The sequence below is a fragment of the Rhizobium sp. K102 genome, assembly GCF_022385315.1.
Taxonomy (GTDB): Bacteria; Pseudomonadota; Alphaproteobacteria; order Rhizobiales; family Rhizobiaceae; genus Rhizobium; species Rhizobium croatiense.
The window spans coordinates 4374897-4396409 of record NZ_CP092436.1 but is presented as its reverse complement, the minus strand read 5'-3'; the positions used below and the strand labels follow the sequence as shown (position 1 = coordinate 4396409).

Annotated in this window: 16 protein-coding genes, 2 pseudogenes and 1 riboswitch; of the genes and pseudogenes, 8 read left to right on the top strand and 10 right to left on the bottom strand. The window is 62.9% G+C overall.

All coding sequences use genetic code 11. The features are described from left to right. Positions 1–61: 61 nt before the first annotated feature. The 6 genes and pseudogenes from MHI61_RS27465 to MHI61_RS27440 all read right to left on the bottom strand — a co-directional run bounded on the left by MHI61_RS27465 (position 62) and on the right by MHI61_RS27440 (position 7911). On the bottom strand, positions 62–1231 hold the full coding sequence (locus MHI61_RS27465; protein WP_239791298.1) for a M20 aminoacylase family protein: 1170 nt from the start codon (positions 1229–1231) through the stop codon (positions 62–64). A gap of 91 nt (positions 1232–1322) precedes the next feature. Next, the gene (locus tag MHI61_RS27460) at positions 1323–2828 is read right to left on the bottom strand and encodes a tripartite tricarboxylate transporter permease (protein ID WP_064683382.1); all 1506 of its coding nucleotides are present in this window, start codon (positions 2826–2828) and stop codon (positions 1323–1325) included. 9 nt (positions 2829–2837) lie between these two features. Beyond that, entirely contained in the window at positions 2838–3299 is a 462-nt protein-coding gene (locus MHI61_RS27455; RefSeq protein ID WP_097583829.1) for a tripartite tricarboxylate transporter TctB family protein, read from the bottom strand. Between the two features lie 216 nt (positions 3300–3515). Then, complete coding sequence (locus MHI61_RS27450; RefSeq protein ID WP_239791297.1) at positions 3516–4499, bottom strand: tripartite tricarboxylate transporter substrate-binding protein; 984 nt, start codon at positions 4497–4499, stop codon at positions 3516–3518. A gap of 205 nt (positions 4500–4704) precedes the next feature. Further along, positions 4705–6040, bottom strand: a pseudogene (locus MHI61_RS27445) (sigma-54 dependent transcriptional regulator). Continuing rightward, positions 6037–7911: a sensor histidine kinase gene (locus MHI61_RS27440; protein WP_239791296.1), complete on the bottom strand. Its 1875-nt coding sequence runs from the start codon at positions 7909–7911 to the stop codon at positions 6037–6039. The pseudogene MHI61_RS27445 and the gene MHI61_RS27440 overlap by 4 nt, the downstream one beginning before the upstream one ends. A 111-nt stretch (positions 7912–8022) precedes the next feature. Between MHI61_RS27440 and MHI61_RS27435 the strand changes: the two genes are divergently transcribed. Next, positions 8023–8685, top strand: coding sequence for a sulfite oxidase-like oxidoreductase (locus tag MHI61_RS27435; RefSeq protein WP_239791295.1), 663 nt, complete (start codon positions 8023–8025; stop codon positions 8683–8685). Here MHI61_RS27435 and MHI61_RS27430 read toward each other — a convergent pair. The 3 genes from MHI61_RS27430 to MHI61_RS27420 are packed head-to-tail and all read right to left on the bottom strand — an operon-like array spanning position 8670 to position 10250. Further along, positions 8670–9296 (bottom strand): hypothetical protein, encoded by a 627-nt coding sequence (locus MHI61_RS27430; RefSeq protein ID WP_239791294.1) that lies wholly within the window; start codon positions 9294–9296, stop codon positions 8670–8672. The two genes, MHI61_RS27435 and MHI61_RS27430, sit on opposite strands and share 16 nt — an antisense overlap. Further along, positions 9293–10027, bottom strand: coding sequence for a CbtA family protein (locus tag MHI61_RS27425; protein ID WP_239791293.1), 735 nt, complete (start codon positions 10025–10027; stop codon positions 9293–9295). The genes MHI61_RS27430 and MHI61_RS27425 overlap by 4 nt, the downstream gene beginning before the upstream one ends. Before the next feature lie 13 nt (positions 10028–10040). Then, positions 10041–10250: a CbtB domain-containing protein gene (locus MHI61_RS27420; protein ID WP_239791292.1), complete on the bottom strand. Its 210-nt coding sequence runs from the start codon at positions 10248–10250 to the stop codon at positions 10041–10043. Positions 10251–10300: 50 nt separating this feature from the next. Next, positions 10301–10376, bottom strand: a riboswitch (cobalamin riboswitch). 132 nt (positions 10377–10508) lie between these two features. Here MHI61_RS27420 and MHI61_RS27415 point away from each other — a divergent pair. The 4 genes from MHI61_RS27415 (at position 10509) to MHI61_RS27400 (ending at position 17003) form a co-directional block, all read left to right on the top strand. Beyond that, positions 10509–11063, top strand: coding sequence for a histidine phosphatase family protein (locus tag MHI61_RS27415; RefSeq protein ID WP_239791291.1), 555 nt, complete (start codon positions 10509–10511; stop codon positions 11061–11063). Between the two features lie 484 nt (positions 11064–11547). After that, positions 11548–13119, top strand: a complete 1572-nt coding sequence (locus tag MHI61_RS27410) for a bifunctional diguanylate cyclase/phosphodiesterase (protein ID WP_239791290.1) — start codon at positions 11548–11550, stop codon at positions 13117–13119. 246 nt (positions 13120–13365) lie between these two features. Continuing rightward, positions 13366–14544, top strand: coding sequence for an acetate/propionate family kinase (locus MHI61_RS27405; protein ID WP_239791289.1), 1179 nt, complete (start codon positions 13366–13368; stop codon positions 14542–14544). Positions 14545–14615: 71 nt separating this feature from the next. Next, a complete protein-coding gene (locus MHI61_RS27400) occupies positions 14616–17003 on the top strand; it encodes a phosphoketolase family protein (protein ID WP_239791288.1) in 2388 nt (795 codons plus the stop codon). Positions 17004–17053: 50 nt separating this feature from the next. On the opposite strand, the pseudogene MHI61_RS27395 reads toward MHI61_RS27400, so the two are convergent. Further along, positions 17054–17943: pseudogene (locus MHI61_RS27395) on the bottom strand (helix-turn-helix domain-containing protein). Between the two features lie 118 nt (positions 17944–18061). Here MHI61_RS27395 and pobA point away from each other — a divergent pair. From pobA to MHI61_RS27380, 3 genes are all read left to right on the top strand, one after another. Then, positions 18062–19234, top strand: coding sequence for a 4-hydroxybenzoate 3-monooxygenase (pobA, locus tag MHI61_RS27390; protein WP_097604041.1), 1173 nt, complete (start codon positions 18062–18064; stop codon positions 19232–19234). Between the two features lie 176 nt (positions 19235–19410). After that, positions 19411–20583, top strand: a complete 1173-nt coding sequence (locus tag MHI61_RS27385) for an ABC transporter substrate-binding protein (protein WP_239791287.1) — start codon at positions 19411–19413, stop codon at positions 20581–20583. Between the two features lie 66 nt (positions 20584–20649). Next, positions 20650–21513: a branched-chain amino acid ABC transporter permease gene (locus MHI61_RS27380; RefSeq protein WP_097604040.1), complete on the top strand. Its 864-nt coding sequence runs from the start codon at positions 20650–20652 to the stop codon at positions 21511–21513.

Sequence of the window (21513 nt, the reverse complement as noted above, 5' to 3'; positions counted from 1 at the left end):
TCTCTTCTCCCCTCGGGGAGAAGGTGCCCGTTAGGGCGGATGAGGGGCCGCGAACACTGCGCTAACCCTTCAACTCCCGCTCCACCAATGACACCCAATAAGCCGCGCCATACCCGAGCGCCTCATCATTGAAATCATAAGCCGTGTTGTGATGCAGCGCTCCGTCCACCGCCGGCCCGTTGCCGAGCCAGGCGTAACAGCCCGGCGCCTTCTGCGCGAAAAAGGCGAAGTCATCGCCCGCCGTCGACGGCGGAAAGCTTGTTCGCACTTTTTCACTAAACACCGTGCTGGCAGCAGCAAGCGCCCGGGCGGTCGCGTCCACGTCATTGACGACAGGCGGAATGCGCCGCTCGAAACGATAGTCGGCTGAAATGCCGTACATGGCAGCCGTTCCGCTGGCCAGCCGGCCGATCTCTGTCGCCAGCTGGTCGCGCACCTCAGGCGAATAGGCGCGGGCCGTTCCGCCAATCTCGACCACGTCGGGAATGACGTTCAGCGCCTTGGGATCACCCGCATGCAGGAAGCAGGCGCTGACGACGGCCGGCTGCAGCGGATCGACGACGCGTCCGACGATCGTCTGCAGCGATGACAGGAAGATGCCGGCCGCCGTGATCGGATCGCGGCCGAGATGCGGCTTGGCGCCGTGCGTGCCGATTCCGCGAAAGGTGATGCGCCAGCTGTCGGAAGAGGCAAGCTGCGGCCCCTCGACCACCGCGATCTCGTCGACCGCAAGCCCAGGCATATTGTGCAGCCCATAGACGGCATCGCAAGGGAAAAGCCTGAAGAGCCCTTCGTCCACCATGCGCTTGGCGCCGCCGCGCCCCTCTTCGGCCGGCTGGAAGATGAAATGCACCGTGCCGGAAAAACCCCGCGTCGCCGCAAGATGCCGTGCGGCGCCGAGAAGCATCGCTGTATGGCCGTCATGACCGCAGGCATGCATCCTGCCAGGCACCGTCGACTTATAAGGCCGCTCTGCCGCCTCGGGCATGGCGAGCGCATCCATGTCAGCCCTGAGCCCGATGCGGCGGGTGCCGTTGCCGACCTGCAATGTGCCGACCACGCCGGTGCCGCCAAGGCCGCGATGCACGGCAATACCGGCGTCCTCCAGCAGCCTCGCGACGATGCCGGCAGTGCGCTCCTCCTCGAAGCCGAGCTCGGGATGGGCATGCAGGTCACGTCGCAGGGCGGTGAGGAACGGCAGATCGTCCTTGATCCGGGCGGGGATGCTCATGGCCTGGATATCCTGTCAAGCGAACGGGCGCCCAGCCGGCGCCCGCGTCAGATCATTTCTTGTTTATCAAACGGATCGCAAGTTCAACCCCTCAGGCCTCCTCGACGAACACTTCCTCGCGCTTCTTCTTGACGCTCGGCAGGAAGACGACGATCAGAACGGCGACCGCGATCGCCAGAAGCGTGGCGCTGATCGGCCGGGTGACGAAGGTGGTCGGATCGCCGCGCGACAGGATCATGGCGCGTCTCAGGTTCTCTTCCAGAAGCGGCCCAAGCACAAAACCGAGCAGGAGCGGCGCCGGTTCGCAGCGAAGCTTTGCCAGCACATAGCCGATGAAGCCGAAGAAGGCGACGGCATAGAGGTCATAAACGTTCGTATTGACGCTGTAGACCCCGATCGAGCAGAAGGCCATGATGACGGGGAAGAGCACATAATAGGGCACGGTTAATAGCTTCACCCAGAGCCCGATCAGAGGCAGGTTGAGAATCACGAGCATCAGATTGCCGATCCACATCGAAGCAATGATACCCCAGAATAGCGCCGGCTGCTCGGTGGCGACATTCGGTCCCGGCACGATGCCCTGGATGATCATCGCGCCGATCATCAGCGCCATGACGGGATTGGCCGGAATGCCGAGCGTCAGCAGAGGAATGAACGAAGTCTGCGCCCCGGCATTGTTGGCCGATTCCGGACCCGCCACACCGGCGACCGCGCCCTTGCCGAATTCCTGCGGCGTCTTCGACAGGCGTTTTTCCACCGTATAGGAGGCGAAGGAGGCAAGGATCGCCCCGCCACCCGGCAGGATGCCGAGCGCCGAGCCGATCGCCGTGCCGCGAATGACCGGCGCGATCATCTCCTTGAATTCCTGGCGCGAGGGCAAGAGACCCGAAACCTTTGCCACCAGCACTGTGCGGGTCGATTCGCCTTCGAGATTGCGCAGGATTTCCGCCACGCCGAAGACGCCGACGGCAAGCGCCACGAAGTTCAGCCCGTCGGCATATTCGCGGATGCCGAGCGTGAAGCGCGGCGTGCCGGTATAGATATCGGTTCCGACGAGGCCGAGCAGCAGCCCGAGCGCGACCATCGCCAGCGCCTTGACGACCGAGCCGTGCGCCAGAGCGATCGAGGAGACGAGGCCGACGATCATCAGCGAGAAATATTCCGCCGCACCGAATTGCAGCGCGATGTCGGTCAGCGGCGGTGCGAAGATCGCAACGAGAAAGGTCGAGACCGTACCGGCGAAGAATGAGCCGAGCGCGGCGATCGCCAACGCCGCCCCCGCCCTGCCCTTGCGGGCCATCTGGTAGCCGTCGATTGCGGTGACGGCGGAAGAGGATTCGCCCGGCATATTGATGAGGATTGCCGTCGTCGAGCCGCCATATTGCGCGCCGTAATAGATGCCGGCGAGCATGATGAGCGAAGAGACCGGCTCGAGCTGAAAGGTGATCGGCAGAAGCATGGCGATCGTCGCCGTGGCGCCGATGCCGGGCAGTACGCCGATCAGCGTGCCGAGCAGCACGCCGATCAGGCAGAAGAGAAGATTGTCGAGGGTTGCCGCGGTGGCAAAGCCAAGTGCGAGATTGCTGAAGAGATCCACCGTCGCCTCCTAGAACCGGACCCAGGGGCCGAAACGCTCGAACGGCAGCCCGAGCCCATAACTGAAGACGGCGACCGAAAAGATCGTCAGCAGCAGCGACAGAATGATCGCAGACACCACGTTCATCTTGCGCGACGCGAAGCAGGCGATGAAGGCGGTGAAGAACAGCGCCGGCGCAAATCCGAGCCCGCGCACGGTGAGCCCGAAGAAGACTGGAGCCGGCAGGATGAACAACATGCCGCGCCAGGCGAAGACGTCGACCGGCTCACCTTCGACACGCAGCGCCTGAATGAAGATGATCGCGCCGAGCAGCACGAGCACGCAGGCCAGCACCAGCGGAAAATAACCCGGCCCCATGCGCAATGCCGTGCCGAGGTCGAGCGAAAACGACTGGAATGCGAAGAAGGCGCCGGTGGCGACGAAAAGCGCGCCGCAGATCGCATTGGTGGTATCGAAACTGATGGATTTCATGGTGTCTCCTGGAGTTGGAGATGGTTCACGTGATGCGTCACAAAGGAGCTAGCCCCTCATCCGCCTGCCGGCACCTTCTCCCCGTAAACGGGAGAAGGGAACACACCGCAACCTCTCCGTTCCCGCCACGTCTCGCATGGCATGTCCCCTCTCCCCGCAAGCGGGGAGAGGGTTAGGGTGAGGAGCTCGCGCAGCATGTCCGGACGAGGATAATCCTCAGTCGGCATATTCGCCAGCAGCTTCGATCACCGGCTTCCAGCGGGCGATCTCGCTTTCGAGCTTGGCCTTCAACGCAGCCGGCGTCGCATCGGCATCGGAGGACGGCGTCGTGCCCAGTTCGGCGAAGCGGGCGCCGACATTCGGATCCTTCAGCGCGACCTGCAGCGACTTCGACAGCCGTTCGTTGATCTCGGCCGGTGTGCCCTTCGGGGTATAGATGCCGTGCCAGATACCGACTTCGAAGCCCGGCAGGCCGGCTTCGACCGCCGTCGGAACATCCTTCATCACGTCGAGGCGCTTGGGCGAGGTCACGGCATAGGCTTTGATTGTGCCGCCCGTTATTTGCTTCGTCGTGTTGGTCGTCTGGTCGCACATGATATCCACCTGGCCGCCGAGAAGATCGGTCATCGCAGGACCGGTGCCCTTGTAGGGAACGGTCGTCAGCTGGGTCTGGATGGCGCTCATGAACATCATGCCGCAGAGATGCGAAGCGGCGCCGATGCCGGCATTGGCGACCGTCACCTTGTCCTTGTTGGCCTTGACGTAGTCGATCAAGCCCTTGAGGTCGGCCGGCTCGAAGTCCTTGCGGGCGACGATTGTCATCGGCACCTCGGTGACGAGGCCGACATAGTCGAAGTCGCCGAGCGTGTCATAGGCGAGCTTGCGGTAGAGCGTGGCGCTGGTCGCCATGCCGATATGGTGCAGGAGAATGGTGTATCCATCGGGATCGGCGTTCGCCACCCGGCCGGCGCCGAGCGTGCCGCCGGCGCCGCCGACGTTCTCCACGACGATCTGCTGGCCGAGATCCTTCGACATGGATTCAGCGACGAGGCGTGCGACGGTATCGGTCGGGCCACCGGCCGCGAAGGGGACGACCATGGTGATGGTGCGCTCGGGATAGGTCTGCGCCGAAGCGGCGCCGGCGAGAAGAGCGACCGCGGCAGCCGCGGTCAGGCCGAGCATGGCCTTCAGGATTTTCATCGTTTCCTCCCTGATGAAACAAGCAAAGCCGCCGGCACATCCTCCGCGCCGACGATGTCCTATTTGCCGCCCGGAAAAATCGAGCCGCAATCACCGCCACCGCCTCGACAAGAGGATTCTGGGACAGTGCGGTGCAGCATGGGTCGATTCCGAAACAAACGGCTGTTGCGATGGGTGGAAATCCACCCATCGCCGTGCTGCAGGATCAGCCGTCGGTAATCAGCATCCGCTTGTCGAGGCCGTATTTCTGCATCTTTTCGTAGAGGGTCTTGCGGGAAATGCCGAGCGATTTCATAGACCGGCCGGAGGCTGCCGCCATGCGCGACCAGTGCGCTGGCGATGACGCCCCGCTCGAATTCGGCGACGCGTTCTGCAAGGCCGGTCGCCTCCTCGGCCTGCCGCCCGCCATTGTCGAGACCGAGGACCAGACGGTCGGCGGCGTTCCTCAATTCGCGGACATTGCCGGGCCAGTCGCGCTGAGCAATGTCGGAGATCACCTCCGGCGGCACGGTGAGCTCGTCGCGGCCGTAGCGGGCGGCGGCCTCCCGCACCAGCTGCAGGAAAAGCAGCGGAACGTCCGCCCGCCGCTGCGACAGCGACGGCACGTGCAGCGTCGCGACGTTCAGTCGGTAGAGCAGATCGGCGCGAAAGCGGCCGGCTGCCACCTCCGCCTCGAGATCGACCTTGCTCGTCGCGATGAAGCGGACGTCGAGCGGCACGATCTCATTCGATCCGAGCCTGGAAATCACCCGTTCCTGCAGCACCCGCAGGAACTTCGCCTGCAGGTCAAAGGGCATGGAGCCGATCTCGTCGAGCAGAATGGTGCCGCCGCGCCCGTGCTCGAATTTTCCGTAACGCGGCCTGACCGCTCCTGGAAAGGCGCCGGGCTCGTGACCGAAAAGCTCGCTCTCGATGAGGTTTGCCGGCAGCGCGGCGCAATTGATCGCAATGAACGGCCGACTTGCCCGGGCGCTGATGTCGTGAAGCGCGCGGGCCACCACTTCCTTGCCGGCGCCGGTCTCGCCGACAATAAGCGTATCGGCATCGCTCGCCCCGATCGCGCGGATGCGGTAGCGCAGGTCCACCATCACCTGCGTGCGTCCCGGCAGCCGCGCCTCGATATCGTCGCGTTTGCCGGCGACCGCCTTCAGCAGCCGGTTTTCGAGTACGAGGCCGCGTCGCTCCATCGCCCGGCGAATGACGCCGGCAAGCATCTCCGCCGTGAACGGCTTCTCGATGAAATCATAGGCGCCCTCCCGCATCGCCTTCACAGCGAGCTGCACATCGCCATGGCCGGTGACGAGAATGACCGGCACCTCCGGATCGACCTCGCGGATCTTCTGCATCAGCGTCATACCGTCGATACCGGGCATGCGGATATCGCTGACGACGACGCCGGGAAAGCTGTAGCCGATCAGCTCGAGCACATGATCGCCATTCGAAAAGGTCTCGACGCTGAAGCCGGAGAGCTCCAGCGCCTGCGCCGTCGAGCGGCGCAGCTCCTCCTCGTCGTCGACCAGCAGTATCTTCGCTTCGTTCATTCCGCCGCCTCCGGCATCAGCCCTGCCGCCGACTGCAGCTCGATGCGGAACACCGCGCCCCCTTCGGGATGATTGGCGGCGGCCAGGCTGCCGCCGAAATCCTTGACGATGTTGTAGGAGATCGAAAGTCCCAGCCCGAGCCCCTTGCCGACGCCCTTCGTAGTGAAGAACGGATCGAAGATGCGCTCTGCGATCGCCGCCGGCACACCCGGCCCATGGTCGCGCACCGTCAGTACCACCTTGCCGGCCTCCTCGAAAGCCGAAACCTCGACGCGCCTGTCATCCAGCCCTTCCACCGCGTCGGCGGCATTGGAGATCACATTCACCAGCACCTGCTGCAGACGCACCGAACCGGCGCGCACGACCGGCGCCCGTGTCCCGAGATCGAGCCGAAGCTCGGCGTCCGCCGCTTTCAGCCGCCATGCGACGATTTCCAGCGTATCACGCATCGCTTCGTCGAGAGGGACCGGCCCGAGCTTCTCGTTCGGCTTGCGGGCGAAGTTGCGCAGGTGCCTGCTGATCGAGGCCATCCGGTCGATCAGCCCGCCGATGCGCCTTATATTGTCGCGCGCCTCCTCCATTCGCCCGCGGTCGATCAGCACCGTGGCGCTGTCCGTATAGGTCTTGGCGGCGGCCAGCGGCTGATTGAACTCATGCGAAAGAGCCGCCGACATTTGTCCGAGCCCGGCAAGCTTGCCGGCCTGGATCAGATCGGCCTGGGTCTGACGTAGCTGCTGTTCGGTCAGCCGCCGCTCCGAGATCTCCTCCTCGATGCGGCTGTTGACGCGGGCAAGATCGGCGGTGCGCTCCTCTACCCGCCGCTCCAGCTCGCCGCGCGCCTCGGCCTGCATCTGCATGCGCTCGGCAAGGCGCGCCCGCCGCTGGCGAAGCACGGCGACAGCAAGTGCGGCGATGCAGAGGATGAGGAAGACGGCGACCAGCGCGGTGCGCGCCTGAGCCCGGATGGAGCTCGTTTCCATCAGTACGTTCACGGTCCAGTCCTCGGCCGGCATGTAATGCGACAGCACCAGATATTCGCTCGCACCCCGGTCGCTTGCCAGCGTCATCAGCTCGTGCTGTTCGAAGCGGTGACGCGTCACCGGCAGCGCTGTCAGCCTGGCATTGGCATAACGCCGCGAGGCTTCCGTACGGGCGATGCGGTCGGCCGTCAGCGGCAGGATCGTCCCGTAGAGCCATTCCGGGCTGCCCGACATGAAGATGATACCCTCCGGATCGGAGACGAAAATCTTGTACTCGCCGCCGCTCCAGGAGGATTCGATCATGTCGATATCGACCTTGAAGACGATGACGCCACGAATATCCGCCTCGACCCTGATCGGCGCGGAGAAATAATAGCCGCGTTTCAGCGAGGTGGTGCCGAGCGCATAAAATCGAGCCTGCCGGCCTTCGATCGCCTCCTGGAAATAGGGCCGATAGTTGAAATTCTGCCCGACGAAGCTTCCCGGTCCATCATAATTGCTGGCTGCGATCGTCTCCCCGTCCGGCTTCACCACATAGATGTCGGAGGATTTCAACAGCTCGTTGATCTCTTTGAGGTAGAGGTTGGCAGCATCACGCAGCGCCATGTCGTCAGGCGCGCTGACCAGTTCCTTGATGTCGTCATGATCGGCAATCAGCGCCGGCAGCGCCTCGTAGCGGTTGAGATGGCCGCTGAGCGCCGAAACCGCGAGACGCAGCGCCGTTCCCGCCTGCGCCGAGGCCTCCTCCATATAGGCGCGAGTCGCAATCGCGCTTCCATAGGTGAAGAAGGCGAAAATGACGATCGGCACCACCAAAAGCGCCGCTATCGCACGATATCTCGAAGACAGATCCGGCTCCTCCCTTTCTGCCTCCACTCCCCAGCAAGGCATGCCCGACGGGCTCCAAGTCTAATGATACGGACGGGGATTTCCAAGGGTCTGCCGAAACTTGACACCCCGTCGGCCGAATGTCCTATTGCGGCAACGCAAGGAGACCCGCTCATGAGGGACGACCAGACGCCCGCCGACAGCAAGCTGACCAGTTCCAAGCGCCGCTGGGCGGCGGAGGGCAAATTCCTGACCGGCCGCGTCAGCCGTCCGGAAGCCGAGCGCCTGCCGCCCGGCCAGCACCTCGTCAAGAACTGGCCGGTGCTCGATCTCGGCCAGCAGCCGGTCATCTCCACCGCCAGCTGGCGGCTCGAGGTCCGCGGCCTGGTCGAAACGCCGCTCACCCTCAACTGGGCCGCCTTCCAGGCGATCGAGCAGAGCACCAGGATCAGCGATATCCACTGCGTCACCACCTGGTCGCGTTACGACAACAACTGGAAGGGCGTTTCGACGCGGGATCTGCTCGATCTCGCCATGCCGAAGCCGGAAGCGGCCTACGTCCTGCTGACGGGTTATGACGGCTACACCACCAACCTGCCGCTTGCCGATTTCGCCGCCGAGGACGCGATCCTGGCGACCTCATGGGAGGGACTGCCGCTGACGCCGGATCATGGCGGCCCGATGCGCCTCGTCGTGCCGCATCTCTACTTCTGGAAAAGCGCCAAATGGCTGCGCCGGATCGAGCTGATGCCCGCCGACGAGGCCGGGTTCTGGGAAAAGAACGGCTACCACATTTATGGCGATCCGTGGCGCGAGCAACGCTATTCCGACGACTGAGCCTTCGGCCGCAAGACGCGTCCAAGCGCAAGGACAGCAAGACCGAACAGGGCAGCCAGTCCCGTCAACGATGCCATGCTGGCAGGATGAAGCGGCAGCCTGCTCCAATTTGGCTTGACGACCTGGGCGGTGTTGAAAGCCTCGCCGCTGAACTGGCAGGTGATGAGCGCAAGCCCGCGCCGCGCCATGTCGATGTCGATGGCTGAGATGATTTCGCCCGCCGCGGTCGCCTCCCGCGGCATCTCCCGCATCGCCATCAGTACGGCTTTCGTCGCCGCGAGATAGGCATGAGCGCATTCGTTGAAAGGGCTTTCCTCATCCGTGACGCTGCCCGGCATTCGGCCCCAGACGCAATAGGAATACTGGATCTCGGCGTAGTTCAGGACGCGGCGGAACGGTTCGTTCGTATCGACCGCCCGCGACGCCAGCGCTATAATCCCGGTGCGGTAATCGGCAATGACCGCCATCTCGCCGTGGGAAATGGCCGGGATATCGAGGCCGGCATGACTGCCGCCGGCGCTGCGCTCATGGGCTGAAGTGTTTCCCGCAATCAATGGGAACAGGCTTGCGATCAGAGCGAGAGGCGCAAGCCTGCCGATGCGCGGGATCACCGGAAGGCGGGCCGCAGCCCGCCCTTGAGGGCAAGCCGCCTTTCCGCCAGCGCTCCGAAGGCAAGGCCGAGCGTTGCCCAGAGAATCGCGTGCATGCCGAGTGAGGTCGTGCGGAACCGCCAGAGCACCATCGCCGAGAAATTCTCCGGCACTTCGTTGATTGGCGGCAGCAGATAAAGCACGACGCCGATAAAGACGAGATAGGCGAGAGCGGCGACGATTGCGCCGTTCCAAAGCCCGAAACGCTCGGAAAGGCGGCGCGACAGCGCCACGGCGGCAATCAGCGCCCCGACCGAAACAACGATCATCAGGAAGAACAGCTCGGTCCTGACGCCGATCGTGTCAGGATTGCCGACCGCCGGCGGGTTGGCCGGATATTTGATGCCGGGGACGAGAACGATGGCCACGAAGGCGGCAATGGCGATGGCGGCCGAGGTGCCACGCGCCGAAAGAGCGCTGAAGCGGCCATGCACGAAAGCAAAAGCGATGGCAAAAAGCCCGCCGACGGCAACGCTGTAGGCCATAACGCCGGTGAAGAGGCCGAGACCGGCCTGCGTGGCGCGGCTGACGACTTCAGGTTCGGCGGCTTGCCCGGCCGCCTGCGCGCTCGCCTCTTCGAAAGCGATCGCCGCATCGACCAGCGGTTCGCCGAAGATATGGGCGAAAGCGAAAACGAGAATGCCAGCAATCACGCCCGCGAACATGCCGCGAAGCAAAAGGTTTCCAACCATGTCGGGAACTCCCTTAGTGGCAGGGAAAGCCGAGGAGATGACGGCCGTCATGCACGAATTCATGCACATACATGCCGTTGAAGAGCGCCATCGCGCCTTCCTCGGTGCCGACGAAATAGATGGCGATGAGCGTTAGCAGGCCGCCGAAGATCGCCCACGGAAGAATTTCGCCGACGGGGATCGGCGCCGGCGCCGCGACGGGCGTGAAAGTGGTGTCAGACATGTATTCCTCCGGAATGACGCGTTCAGTCGAAAGAGTGCTTGTGCGGCAGGGTCTGACTTCCAGCGCGAAGAGCTTTCGACACGCTGGTTACAGTGGCGCGACCGCGCCGGATTTCCACCGGCTTCCAAACCCGCAACAGCCCGGTTATAGCTGCACGCTGAAGAGACTGTCAACGAAACTTCGCAAGCCGGCAAAGCGTCCTTTGGGCGCCGGAACAGACGCGCGGCGCTGCAGTCGTATCGAGAGGTCAGAACGATCGTGAATACGCGCCTCACCTGGATCTGCCACGGCGCGACGGCGGCGAGCCGCAAGGCCCTTTTCCCGCTCGACGAACCGCTTGAGGCCAAGGCGGAAGAGGAAGCCGGCAAGATCGCCGCCCTCCCCCGCGCGGATCGTATCGTCACGAGCCCCGCCTTGCGCGCCCGCCAGACCGCCGAGGCGCTACGCCTCGAAGCCCTGGCAGATCCGGCGCTTCGTGATTGCGACCACGGCCGCTGGGCCGGCAGGCCGATCGCGGCGGTCGAGGCGGAAGAACCGGAAAGCCTCATGGCCTGGATGACCGAGCCGGCAGCCGCACCGCACGGCGGCGAGAGCCTTGTTGATCTGCGAAAGCGCGTCGCCGGCTGGATGGACACCCAATCGGCCCTCGGCGGTCACGTCATCGCCGTCAGCCATGCGGCCGTCATCCGGGCGGCGGTCGCGCATGTGCTTCAGGCGCCGCCCTCCTCCTTCTGGCTGAGCGACGTCGAGCCGCTCGCCATCCTTCGCATGACCAGCAACGGCAGCCGCTGGTCCCTGCGCTTCCAGCATTAGAGGCTCCTCATTTTATCCAGCCTTACACAAGCAAATTGCGTCATCCCTGTTGAACCCGGTTTTGCGGGGACTACTTCCTTGTCCCAAGGAGATGGAAGAATGACATATGATTGGAGTGGAGAACGGACGCGGCGGCTGCGTTTCATGCGCGTCGCCACGTTCACGGTTCTGGCCGGTCTCATCGTCAGCGTTCCGCTGCTGATCGTCACCGCCTGAAGCACGAGAAAGGGCGAGCATGCGACAGCACGCTCGCCTTCGTTCTTCTTCCTGATCTTTGCAGTGCCAACCATCTGCAGCAATTATTCTCCCTCTGGTCGAAATCAGTGAAACGGCCGCGCTGCCAATTCTGGTTGCATCGCAAGCGTCATCCAGGCTCCTGACGGCGCAGCAGCGCACTTCCCCGTCTGATAATTCGCCTTCTGGTTTCAACGAACATTTCAGACTTTTGTGATATGTCGACGCGGGTGGAGACGGAGAAGGCATAATGCCGGTGTTTTTCCAGAGCAGAGCCGGAAGGCAATGTATGTCGATCGTCGGTTTGGGGATAATCCTCTGGCTCCTCGGGACGCTGCTCCGGTTCGACGACAGCCTCGCTTCATTCATGACCGATTTCGGCGCGTACGGTGCTGACAAGCTCGTTCTCGGGCTCGGCATCGCCGGCGCCATGAGCTTCGTCTATTCGGTGCTGCGCATTGCCGATCTGCGCAAGGAAATGGAATTGCGCGTCGCCGCTCAGGCGAAGGCCGATTGGACGGCAACTCATGATCATCTGACCAAGCTGCCGAACCGTTACGCCTTCGAGCGCAAGGCTCTCGCACGGCCGATCAAGAACGACGAGGCCGAAATCGAGGAATGGGACGACAACGTCACCATCTTTTCCGTCGATCTCGACGGCTTCAAGAAAGTCAACGATCTCGTCGGCCACAAGGGCGGTGACGTGTTGTTGATCGAAGTCGCCAGGCGCATCTGCGCGCTCGGCAATGCCGATTGCGTCTACCGCTTCGGCGGCGACGAATTCATCATCGTCGCCTTTGCCCTGACGGCGCAGCGGGAGGAGCGTTTCGCCAAGCTGCTGATCCAGGCCGTGACCCGGGCGATCCATATCGATGGCTTTGCCGTCGAAGTCGGCGCCAGCGTCGGCTACGATCGCTGGGCTCAGGGAGCCGAACCGCTGGAAGATGCCGCCCACCGTGCCGACCTCGCCATGTACGAGGCCAAATCACGCGGCCCCAACCATTTTCTCGTCTTCGAAACCTCGATGCAGGACAAGGTAACCGAGCGCGCCGCCTTGGAAACCAGGCTGCGCGCCGCCATCGCCAATAAGGACATCAGGCCGTTCTATCAGCCGCTGATCGACCTGAAGACCGGCCAGCTCTGCGGTTTCGAAGCGCTCGCGCGCTGGACGGGCGAGGATGGCATCCACATTTCGCCGCCGGTCTTCATCGACATTGCCGAGGAAACCGGCATGATCACCGCCTTGTTCGAGGATCTCCTCGCCCAGGCCTGCAGCGACGCGCTCACCTGGCCGGCGCATGTCATGTTGTCCTTCAACGTCTCGCCGGTGCAGATGGAAGACAAGCTCTTGACATCCCGCATCCTCAAGGTGCTGTCGGCAACCCGGCTGCCGCCGCAACGCCTGGAAGTGGAGATCACCGAGAACGCGCTGATTCAGGATCCCGCTGTCGCCGCCGTCATTCTCGAAGAACTGCATGCTGCCGGCATCCAGATCGCCCTCGATGATTTCGGCACTGGCTATTCGAGCCTCGCCCAGCTCGCCCGCTATCGCTTCGACAAGATCAAGATCGACAAAAGCTTCATCGCCACCTATCGCGACGACGAACGCCAGGAAAAGATCGTCCGCGCCATGCTTGGCCTCGGCAGAAGCCTCAATATCAAGACGACTGCGGAAGGCGTCGAGGAGCATGGCCAGCTCGCCTTCCTGCTGCAGCTCGGCTGCGACATCGGCCAGGGCTATCTTTTCGGCAAGGCGATGCCCGCCGCCGAGGCGGGCATCTTCATCAGCGATCGCAATGCCAGCCTGGCCTCAACGGCCTGACGCTATGCCTTAAAAGACTTGGGCCGCAGACTAGGACGAGCCCGAACAGCGGCAAGAACCACCTGCCGGCCGAATTCGAGCTGTGGAGTGGGTGGGAAGATGAAGATGCCGCGTCACAATCGCACTCGAAGAAGACGATAGGCTGCACCGGGGCAAAATGACCGACGGACGAATGGATACCTTTCCGCCGGCTGCGCCGGCGCTAAGTTCGACCCATCATCACGACCGTATGGAGTCTGCAAAGACATGCCCTCGAACGACCTGCTTCTGACCTTCAATGCCGGCTCCTCGACGGTCAAGATCGGCATCTTTGCCATGGAAGGCGCCAAGGCGCGGCGCATCGGCAAGGGCGTGATCGATTTCCGCGCCGAACCGCTTTCACTCGGACTGAGTCGGGGGCCGCAGACATTCGACATGCCGTTGAAGGCCGAGGCGACGGAAGACCTGCACGATGTCATCGACGAGACCTTCGCGCGTATCGCCGATCATTTCGACATGGCCGCCAGCCGCGCCGCTGGCCACCGCGTCGTCCATGGCGGCGACCGCTTTACGAAAGCGAGCGCCCTCGACGCCGCGGCAATCGGCGCCATCGATGCACTGACGCCGCTTGCGCCCCTGCATCAGCCGCAGGCGCTGCGTTTCATCCGCGCGCTGGCGCATCTGAAGCCGCATCTTGTCCAGACAGCCTCCTTCGACACCGCCTTCCATGCCACGCAGGACGATCTCGTTCGCCGTCTCGCCATACCGCGCTCGCTGCATGACGAGGGCATCAAGCGTTACGGCTTCCATGGGCTTTCCTACAAGTTCATCGCCGGTGAACTTACCCGCAAGGCGCCGCAGGCGGCCAAGGCTGTGGTCGCCCATCTCGGCAGCGGCGCCAGCCTCTGTGCGCTGGAAGGCGGCATCAGCCGCGATTGCAGCATGGGCTTTTCCACCCTCGACGGCATCCCGATGGCGACGCGCCCAGGCTGGCTCGATCCCGGCGTCATCTTGTATCTGGCCGGAGAGCGAAAGCAATCCCTGGGAGAAATCGAGGATCTGCTCTATCGCCGCTCAGGCCTGCTCGGAGTTTCCGGCATCAGCGCCGACACGCGCGATCTGTTGAAGGATGGCCGGCCGGAGGCGCGCCAGGCGATCGACCTCTTGACGCTGCGCATTGCCGGCGAGATCGGCCGCATGGCGGTAACCCTCGGCGGCCTCGATGCCGTCGTCTTCACTGCCGGCATCGGCGAAAATCAGCCGGAGATCCGCGCCGGGGTGGCCAAACGACTGTCCTGGCTCGGCCTTTCGATCGACGAAAAGGCCAATGCCGCCAATGATTTCACGATCAGCACCGGGCAAAGCCGCATGACCGCCCATGTCATTGCCACGGACGAAGAACAGGTGATCGCCGACGAGGCGCTGTCCCTGCTTGCCGCTCGCTGATCCAGATCAATGGCGCGCCGGCGCCGGCGGCTAGAATTGACGTTGAACGCGTTTTCGAACGGGAGAAGCCCATGGAAAAGCATGTCTCGACCGCCGCCGCCTTGACCGATGCCGAACTCACCCAGATCGACCGCTATTGGCGGGCCGCCAACTATCTCTCGGTCGGCCAGATCTACCTACTTGCCAATCCGCTACTGCGCGAGCCGCTGAAACCGGAACACATCAAACCCCGCCTGCTCGGCCACTGGGGCACGACACCCGGCCTCAACTTCATCTATGCGCATCTCAACCGCCTGATCCGCGCCCGCGATCTCGACATCATCTATATATGCGGCCCCGGCCACGGCGGGCCGGGCATGGTTGCCAATACCTATCTCGAAGGCACCTACAGCGAGATCTATCCCAATATTTCCGAGGATGCCGAAGGCATGCGCAAGCTCTTCCGGCAATTCTCCTTCCCCGGCGGCATCCCGAGCCATGCGGCTCCGGAAACGCCAGGATCGATCCATGAGGGCGGCGAACTCGGTTACGCCCTCGTCCATGCCTATGGCGCCGCCTTCGACAATCCCGACCTGATCGTCGCCTGTGTTGTCGGCGACGGCGAGGCCGAGACCGGGCCGCTGGCGGCGAGCTGGCATTCCAACAAGTTCCTCAATCCCGCCCGCGACGGCGCCGTGCTGCCGATCCTGCATCTGAACGGCTACAAGATAGCCAACCCGACCGTTCTCGGCCGTGCCGGAGACGATGATCTCCGCCGCCTCTTCGAAGGCTACGGTTACGAACCCTTCTTCGTCGACGGCCATGAGCCGCGCGACATGCATCAGCAGATGGCCGCGACGCTGGACCGGATCTTCGACCGCGTTCGTGAGATCCAGAGCCAGGCTCGTGACGGCGAGGCTCCGGACAGCTGCCCGCGCTGGCCGATGATCGTGCTGCGCAGCCCCAAGGGCTGGACCGGCCCAAAAGAGGTCGACGGCAAGAAAGTCGAAGGCTTCTGGCGTGCCCATCAGGTGCCAGTTTCCAACTGCCGCGAGAATGACGGCCATCGCAAAATTCTTGAGGACTGGATGCGCAGCTACGGGCCGGAGGACCTGTTCGGCGCCGATGGCCGGCTGAAACCCGAGCTGCGGGCGCTGGCGCCCGCCGGCAAACGCCGCATGGGCGCCAATCCGCATGCCAATGGCGGTTTGCTGCGCCGGGAACTCGATACCCCCGATATAAGCGGCTATGCAGTCGCGATCGGCAAGCGCGGCAGCGTCGCGGCCCAGTCGACGGAAATTCTCGGCCATTACCTGCGCGACACAATGAAGCGCAACGCGGCGGCGGCGAATTTCAGGATCTTCGGCCCCGACGAGACGGAATCGAACCGCCTCGGCAGCGTCTTCGAGGTCACCGACCGCGTCTGGATGGAGGATATCGAGTCCTATGACGTCCATCTCTCCCGCGATGGACGCGTCATGGAGGTGCTCTCCGAACATCTCTGCCAGGGCTGGCTGGAAGGTTACCTCCTAACCGGCCGCCACGGCCTCTTCTCCTGCTACGAGGCCTTCATCCACATCATCGATTCGATGTTCAACCAGCACGCCAAATGGCTGAAGGTGACGCGCGAGCTTGAATGGCGAAAACCGATCTCGTCGCTGAATTACCTGCTGACCTCGCATGTCTGGCGTCAGGACCATAACGGCTTCAGCCACCAGGATCCCGGTTTCGTCGATCTCGTCGCCAACAAGAAGGCCGATATCGTCCGCATCTATCTGCCGCCGGATGCCAATACCCTGCTCTGGGTCGGCGACCATTGCCTGCGCACCTATGACCGCATCAACGTCATCGTCGCCGGCAAGCAGCCGGAGCCGCAATGGCTTTCGATGGACGAGGCGGTGAAACATTGCGAGGCCGGCATCGGCGTCTGGCACTGGGCAAGCAACGAGGAAGACGCCGTCGCCCCCGACCTCGTCATGGCCTGTGCCGGCGACGTGCCGACGATGGAGACGCTTGCCGCCGTCGACCTGTTGCGCAAGGCCGTGCCGGCGTTGAAAATCCGCACTGTCAATGTCGTCGATCTCTTGGCGCTGCAATCCCGGGACCAGCATCCACACGGCCTGACCGACGAGGCCTTCGACGCCATCTTCACGCCGGACAAGCCGGTGATTTTCGCTTATCACGGCTATCCCTATCTCATTCACCGCCTGACCTATAAGCGCACCAACCACGAGAACATCCATGTCCGCGGCTTCATCGAAGAGGGTACGACGACGACGCCCTTCGACATGACCGTCCTCAATGAGCTCGATCGCTACCATCTCGCGATCGAAGCGATCGAGCGCGTACCGGGCCTGAAGGAAAAGGCGACGGACGCGCTTGCTGCCTTCCGCGATAAGCTTGCCGAGCATCACGATTATGTCAGGGAACACGGCGAGGACATGCCGGAGGTGCGGAACTGGACATGGCCGGCGGCGTGAGACATCGGTGACGTGCGCCCGCGAATGCGACGTCGCCGGATGCCAGAGCCCTATGCGCGGTCGAGTCGGGCCTTTTCCGTCGTGCGCCAGACCCGCGGCGTTTCGCCGGCATATTTCAGGAAGAAGCGCGAGAAATAGGCGGGGTCGGCAAAGCCGAGGCGGAATCCGATCTCCTGAACGCTGCCGAGCGTGAAGACAAGCTGACGCTTCGCCTCCTCGACCAGTTTGGCGGCGATCAGCTCGTGCGGCGTGCTGCCGGTCATCGACCGGACGATCCGGGTAAGGTGCGTCGGCGAGACCCCGAGTTCCCTGGCATAGAAGGATGCCGGCTTGTGGGATCGAAAATGCTGCTGAATGAGCTCGCCCAGCATGTCCATCCGTCGCTCGTTTTCGTTTGACGCAAGCTCCCCCGAATTCCCCTCATGAGAGATCCGAGCCGTCAGCCGCAGCGCCAAACCGACGTAGGCTGCCAAGACCTCGTTGCGGCCACTGCGGCGATTTTCGAATTCGTCGCCCAGCCGCCGCAAAGTCTGCATCACATGGGCAGCCTCGGCATTATCAGGATCGAGCGGCGTCAGATGCGGCGTCGCCAGCCATTCGCCGAGATGGCTCCGCTCACCGGGTGGATGGCTGAGATGGGATCGCAATATGGTGATGACAAGACCGTCGATGTCGCGTGAAAAACGAAAGCCGTGATTGAACCCCGGGGAACCGTAATGACCGCCGGCGGCCGGATGGCATGGCTCCTGTCGCCGAAGATCGCATCGCCCGAACCGGCTTCGATGTACAATATCTGAAAGAAGCTTTCGTGGCGGTGCAGTCGGATTTCCCATTGATGCAGGCTGCTCCGGGAGCGAATTGTTTCGCAATGCAACCAAAATTCCGGCGATCGTCCGACGTTTTCGCCGTAGAGCTCGTAGGTCGGTATATGTCTGCTCATCGGCTCCCTCCCATGCCAATGTTCGATTAGTGCAATTTTTAGGCTGGAATGTCCATTGTGGCGATCCGGTCGGCGCGGCAGAATCTGACAAAACGCAAAAATGGGAGGGAGGAAGCATTTGCGAACTCAGGTCGCCATCATCGGTTCGGGACCATCCGGCTTGCTGCTCGGTCAGCTTCTGACCGAAGCCGGCATCGACAATGTCATTCTCGATCGCGTCAACAAGGACTACATCCTCGGCCGGGTGCGCGCCGGCGTTTTGGAGGATGGCACCGTCGGTCTGCTGGACCAGGCCAAAGCCGGCGCCAGGCTGCACGCCGAAGGCCTGCCGCATGACGGCTTCTCGCTCGCCTTCGACGGACGCGACCACCGCATCGATCTGCATGAACTCACCGGCGGCAGGCGCGTCACCGTCTACGGCCAGACCGAGGTGACGCGCGACCTGATGGAGCGGCGCGAAGCAAGCGGCGCCCTGTCGATCTACGATGCCGCCGATGTCGCACCGCATGATTTCGACGGCCGCTCTCCTTTCGTTACCTATACAAAGGACGGCGCTGCCAGGCGCATCGATTGCGATTTTATCGCCGGTTGCGACGGCTTTCATGGCGCAAGCCGCAAGGCCGTCCCCGAAGGGGCGATCAAAAGTTTCGAGAAGGTCTATCCGTTCGGCTGGCTGGGCCTGCTTGCCGAGGTGGCGCCGGTCAGCCACGAACTGATCTACGCCAACCATCCGAGGGGCTTTGCACTCTGTTCGATGCGTTCGGCGACGCGCAGCCGCTATTACCTCCAATGTCCGCTCGACGAGAAGGTCGAGGACTGGAGCGACGATCGCTTCTGGGACGAGCTCAGACGGCGTCTGCCGGCGCACCACGCCGAGGCGTTGAAAACCGCGCCGTCCTTCGAGAAATCGATCGCACCTTTACGCTCCTTCGTCGCCGAGCCGATGCGTTTCGGCCGGCTTTTCCTTGTCGGCGACGCCGCCCATATCGTGCCGCCGACCGGCGCCAAGGGGCTGAATCTTGCGGCCAGCGACGTCCATTACCTATTCTCCGGGCTGATCGAGCATTACCGCGAAGGCTCGGATCATGGCATCGACGCCTATTCGCAGGTTGCACTTGCCCGTGTGTGGAAATCCGTGCGGTTTTCCTGGTGGATGACGACGATGATGCATCGTTTCCCCGATACCGGTGATTTCGATCAGAGGATTCAGGAGGCCGAACTCGACTATCTCACGCATTCCCGCGCCGCCTCGACGGTCCTTGCCGAAAATTATGTGGGGTTGCCGTTCTGAAGGATTGCGGATGAAGGCTGCGCGGAACGGTGAACACCGGGCGTTCGGGACGCAGAACACATAACCAACAGATCATGTGTTTGGGGTTTTATTTCATTTTACATCACCATTTCGCATGAGAAGCTAACATGAAGTTTAATACGGCGCCGGAGTACGCCGAAAAGGGAGAGAGAAGAATGAGGAAGCTGTTTCTGGCCGCCGCTGCGGCCATCGTCATGGGCACGAGCGCCTATGCCGACACGATCAAGGTCGGCGTCATCGGCCCGTTCTCCGGTCCGTTCGCGCTTCAGGGCAAGAACTTCAAGGCCGGCATCGACGCCTATATGGCGGCCAATGGCAGCAAGGTCGGCAACGACACCGTCGAGATCGTCTATCGCGACGTGCCGCAGGCCGATCCTGCCCAATCCAAGGCGCTTGCCCAGGAACTGATCGTCAAGGAAAAGGTCCAGTATCTTGCCGGCTTCTATTTCACCCCAGATGCCATGGCGGTGACGCCGATCCTGAAGCAGGGCAATGTGCCGATGGTCGTTATGAACGCCGCGACCTCGACGATCGTCACCAAGAGCCCGCTCGTTGTGCGCACCTCGTTCACGACTTGGCAGACCTCGACGCCGATCGCAAAAGTCGCCTTCGACGCCGGCGTCAAGAAGGTAATCTCGGTCGTCAGCGATTACGGCCCGGGCGTCGATGCCGAGAATGCCTTCAAGACCGGCTTCGAAAAGGCCGGCGGCCAGGTGGTCGAGGCGATCCGCATGCCGCTAGCGACCAACGATTTCAGCCCGATCATGCAGCGCATCAAGGATTCCGGCGCTGAGGGCGTCTTCGCCTTCCTGCCATCGGGACCGACGACGCTCGGCTTCGTCAAGGCTTACAACGAAAACGGTCTGAAGGCCGCCGGCATCAAGTTCTTCGCACCGGGCGACCTGACGCAGGAATCCGACCTGCCGGCGCTGGGTGACGCCGCGCTCGGCATCCAGACGACCTTCCACTATGCCGTGTCGCACGATTCTCCCGAGAACAAGGCTTTCGTCGAGGCGGCCACCAAGGCGATCGGCAACAAGGCCGAACTCTCCTTCCCGGCAGTCAGCGCCTATGACGGCATGTATGTCATCTACAAGATGATCGAGGCGACGGGCGGCAAGCAGGATGCTGAAAAGGCTGTCGATGCGGTGAAGGGCCTTGCCTGGGTGAGCCCGCGCGGCCCGGTTTCGATCGATCCGGAAAGCCGCCACATCACGCAGAACATCTATCTGCGCGAAGTCGCCAAGGCCGACGACGGGACCTACGTCAACAAGGAGGTCCAGACCTTCGAGAAGCAGGGCGATCCGGGCCTGGCAGCGGCCAAGTAACATCGGGCGTCAGAACATGCGGCGGACTTGGAATCCCCGGTCCGTCGCATCCAAACAGGTAGTTCCATGCAGACAGTCTTCAGCATAGCCGTCGATGCGCTAGCCTATGGCATGGTGCTCTTCGTGATCTCGATCGGCCTTTCCGTCACCATGGGGCTGATGCGCGTCGTCAACCTCGCGCACGGCGCCTTCGCCATGATCGGCGGCTACATCGCCTCCTATGCCGCACGTGACCTCGGCCTCGGTTATGCCATGGCGATCATCGCTGCCGTGGTCGCCACGATCATCATTGCAATCCCTCTCGAGCGTTTTCTCTATCGCCGGATCTACGGCGCGCCGGAACTGACCCAGGTGCTGATGACGATCGGCATCACCTTCTGCATCATCGGCATCGCCAATTACCTGATGGGACCAACGCTGAAGACCATACCGCTTGCCGCGGCGCTGCAGGGTTCGGCCGATCTCGGCTTTCGCACCATCCCCGTTCACCGGCTTTTCGCCATCCTGTGCGGCCTCGCCGTGGCGCTGGCGCTCTGGTTCGCGATCGAAAGGACCAGCTTCGGCGTCAAGCTGCGCGCCTCCGTGGATGACGCGGCGATGGCCGCAGCACTCGGCGTGCGCACCGAGATCATCTATGCGGTGAGCTTTGCCATCGCCGTCGGGCTTGCCGCCTTCGGCGGCGTGGTCGGCGCCGAACTCTTGCCGGTCGAGCCCTATTATGCGCTGCGCTACATGGTGACCTTCCTGGTCGTCGTCTCCGTCGGCGGCGCCGGCTCCATTCCCGGCGCGCTGATCGCCTGCCTGCTGCTCGGCGCGATCGATACGACGGGCCGCTATCTGATGCCGGAGTTCGGGGAATTCTTCTTCTATCTTGCCGTGATCGCGATCATTTGCGTCTTCCCGCGCGGCCTTGCCGGGAGGGCGAAGTGA

What these genes read in the sequence shown, in the direction of transcription:
- MHI61_RS27465 (WP_239791298.1), bottom strand. Translation starts at nt 1,231, where the DNA reads ATGAGCATCCCCGCCCGGATCAAGGACGATCTGCCGTTCCTCACCGCC.
- MHI61_RS27455 (WP_097583829.1), bottom strand. Translation starts at nt 3,299, where the DNA reads ATGAAATCCATCAGTTTCGATACCACCAATGCGATCTGCGGCGCGCTT.
- MHI61_RS27450 (WP_239791297.1), bottom strand. Translation starts at nt 4,499, where the DNA reads ATGAAAATCCTGAAGGCCATGCTCGGCCTGACCGCGGCTGCCGCGGTC.
- MHI61_RS27440 (WP_239791296.1), bottom strand. Translation starts at nt 7,911, where the DNA reads ATGCCTTGCTGGGGAGTGGAGGCAGAAAGGGAGGAGCCGGATCTGTCT.
- MHI61_RS27435 (WP_239791295.1), top strand. Translation starts at nt 8,023, where the DNA reads ATGAGGGACGACCAGACGCCCGCCGACAGCAAGCTGACCAGTTCCAAG.
- MHI61_RS27425 (WP_239791293.1), bottom strand. Translation starts at nt 10,027, where the DNA reads ATGGTTGGAAACCTTTTGCTTCGCGGCATGTTCGCGGGCGTGATTGCT.
- MHI61_RS27420 (WP_239791292.1), bottom strand. Translation starts at nt 10,250, where the DNA reads ATGTCTGACACCACTTTCACGCCCGTCGCGGCGCCGGCGCCGATCCCC.
- MHI61_RS27410 (WP_239791290.1), top strand. Translation starts at nt 11,548, where the DNA reads ATGCCGGTGTTTTTCCAGAGCAGAGCCGGAAGGCAATGTATGTCGATC.
- MHI61_RS27405 (WP_239791289.1), top strand. Translation starts at nt 13,366, where the DNA reads ATGCCCTCGAACGACCTGCTTCTGACCTTCAATGCCGGCTCCTCGACG.
- MHI61_RS27400 (WP_239791288.1), top strand. Translation starts at nt 14,616, where the DNA reads ATGGAAAAGCATGTCTCGACCGCCGCCGCCTTGACCGATGCCGAACTC.
- MHI61_RS27385 (WP_239791287.1), top strand. Translation starts at nt 19,411, where the DNA reads ATGAGGAAGCTGTTTCTGGCCGCCGCTGCGGCCATCGTCATGGGCACG.
- MHI61_RS27380 (WP_097604040.1), top strand. Translation starts at nt 20,650, where the DNA reads ATGCAGACAGTCTTCAGCATAGCCGTCGATGCGCTAGCCTATGGCATG.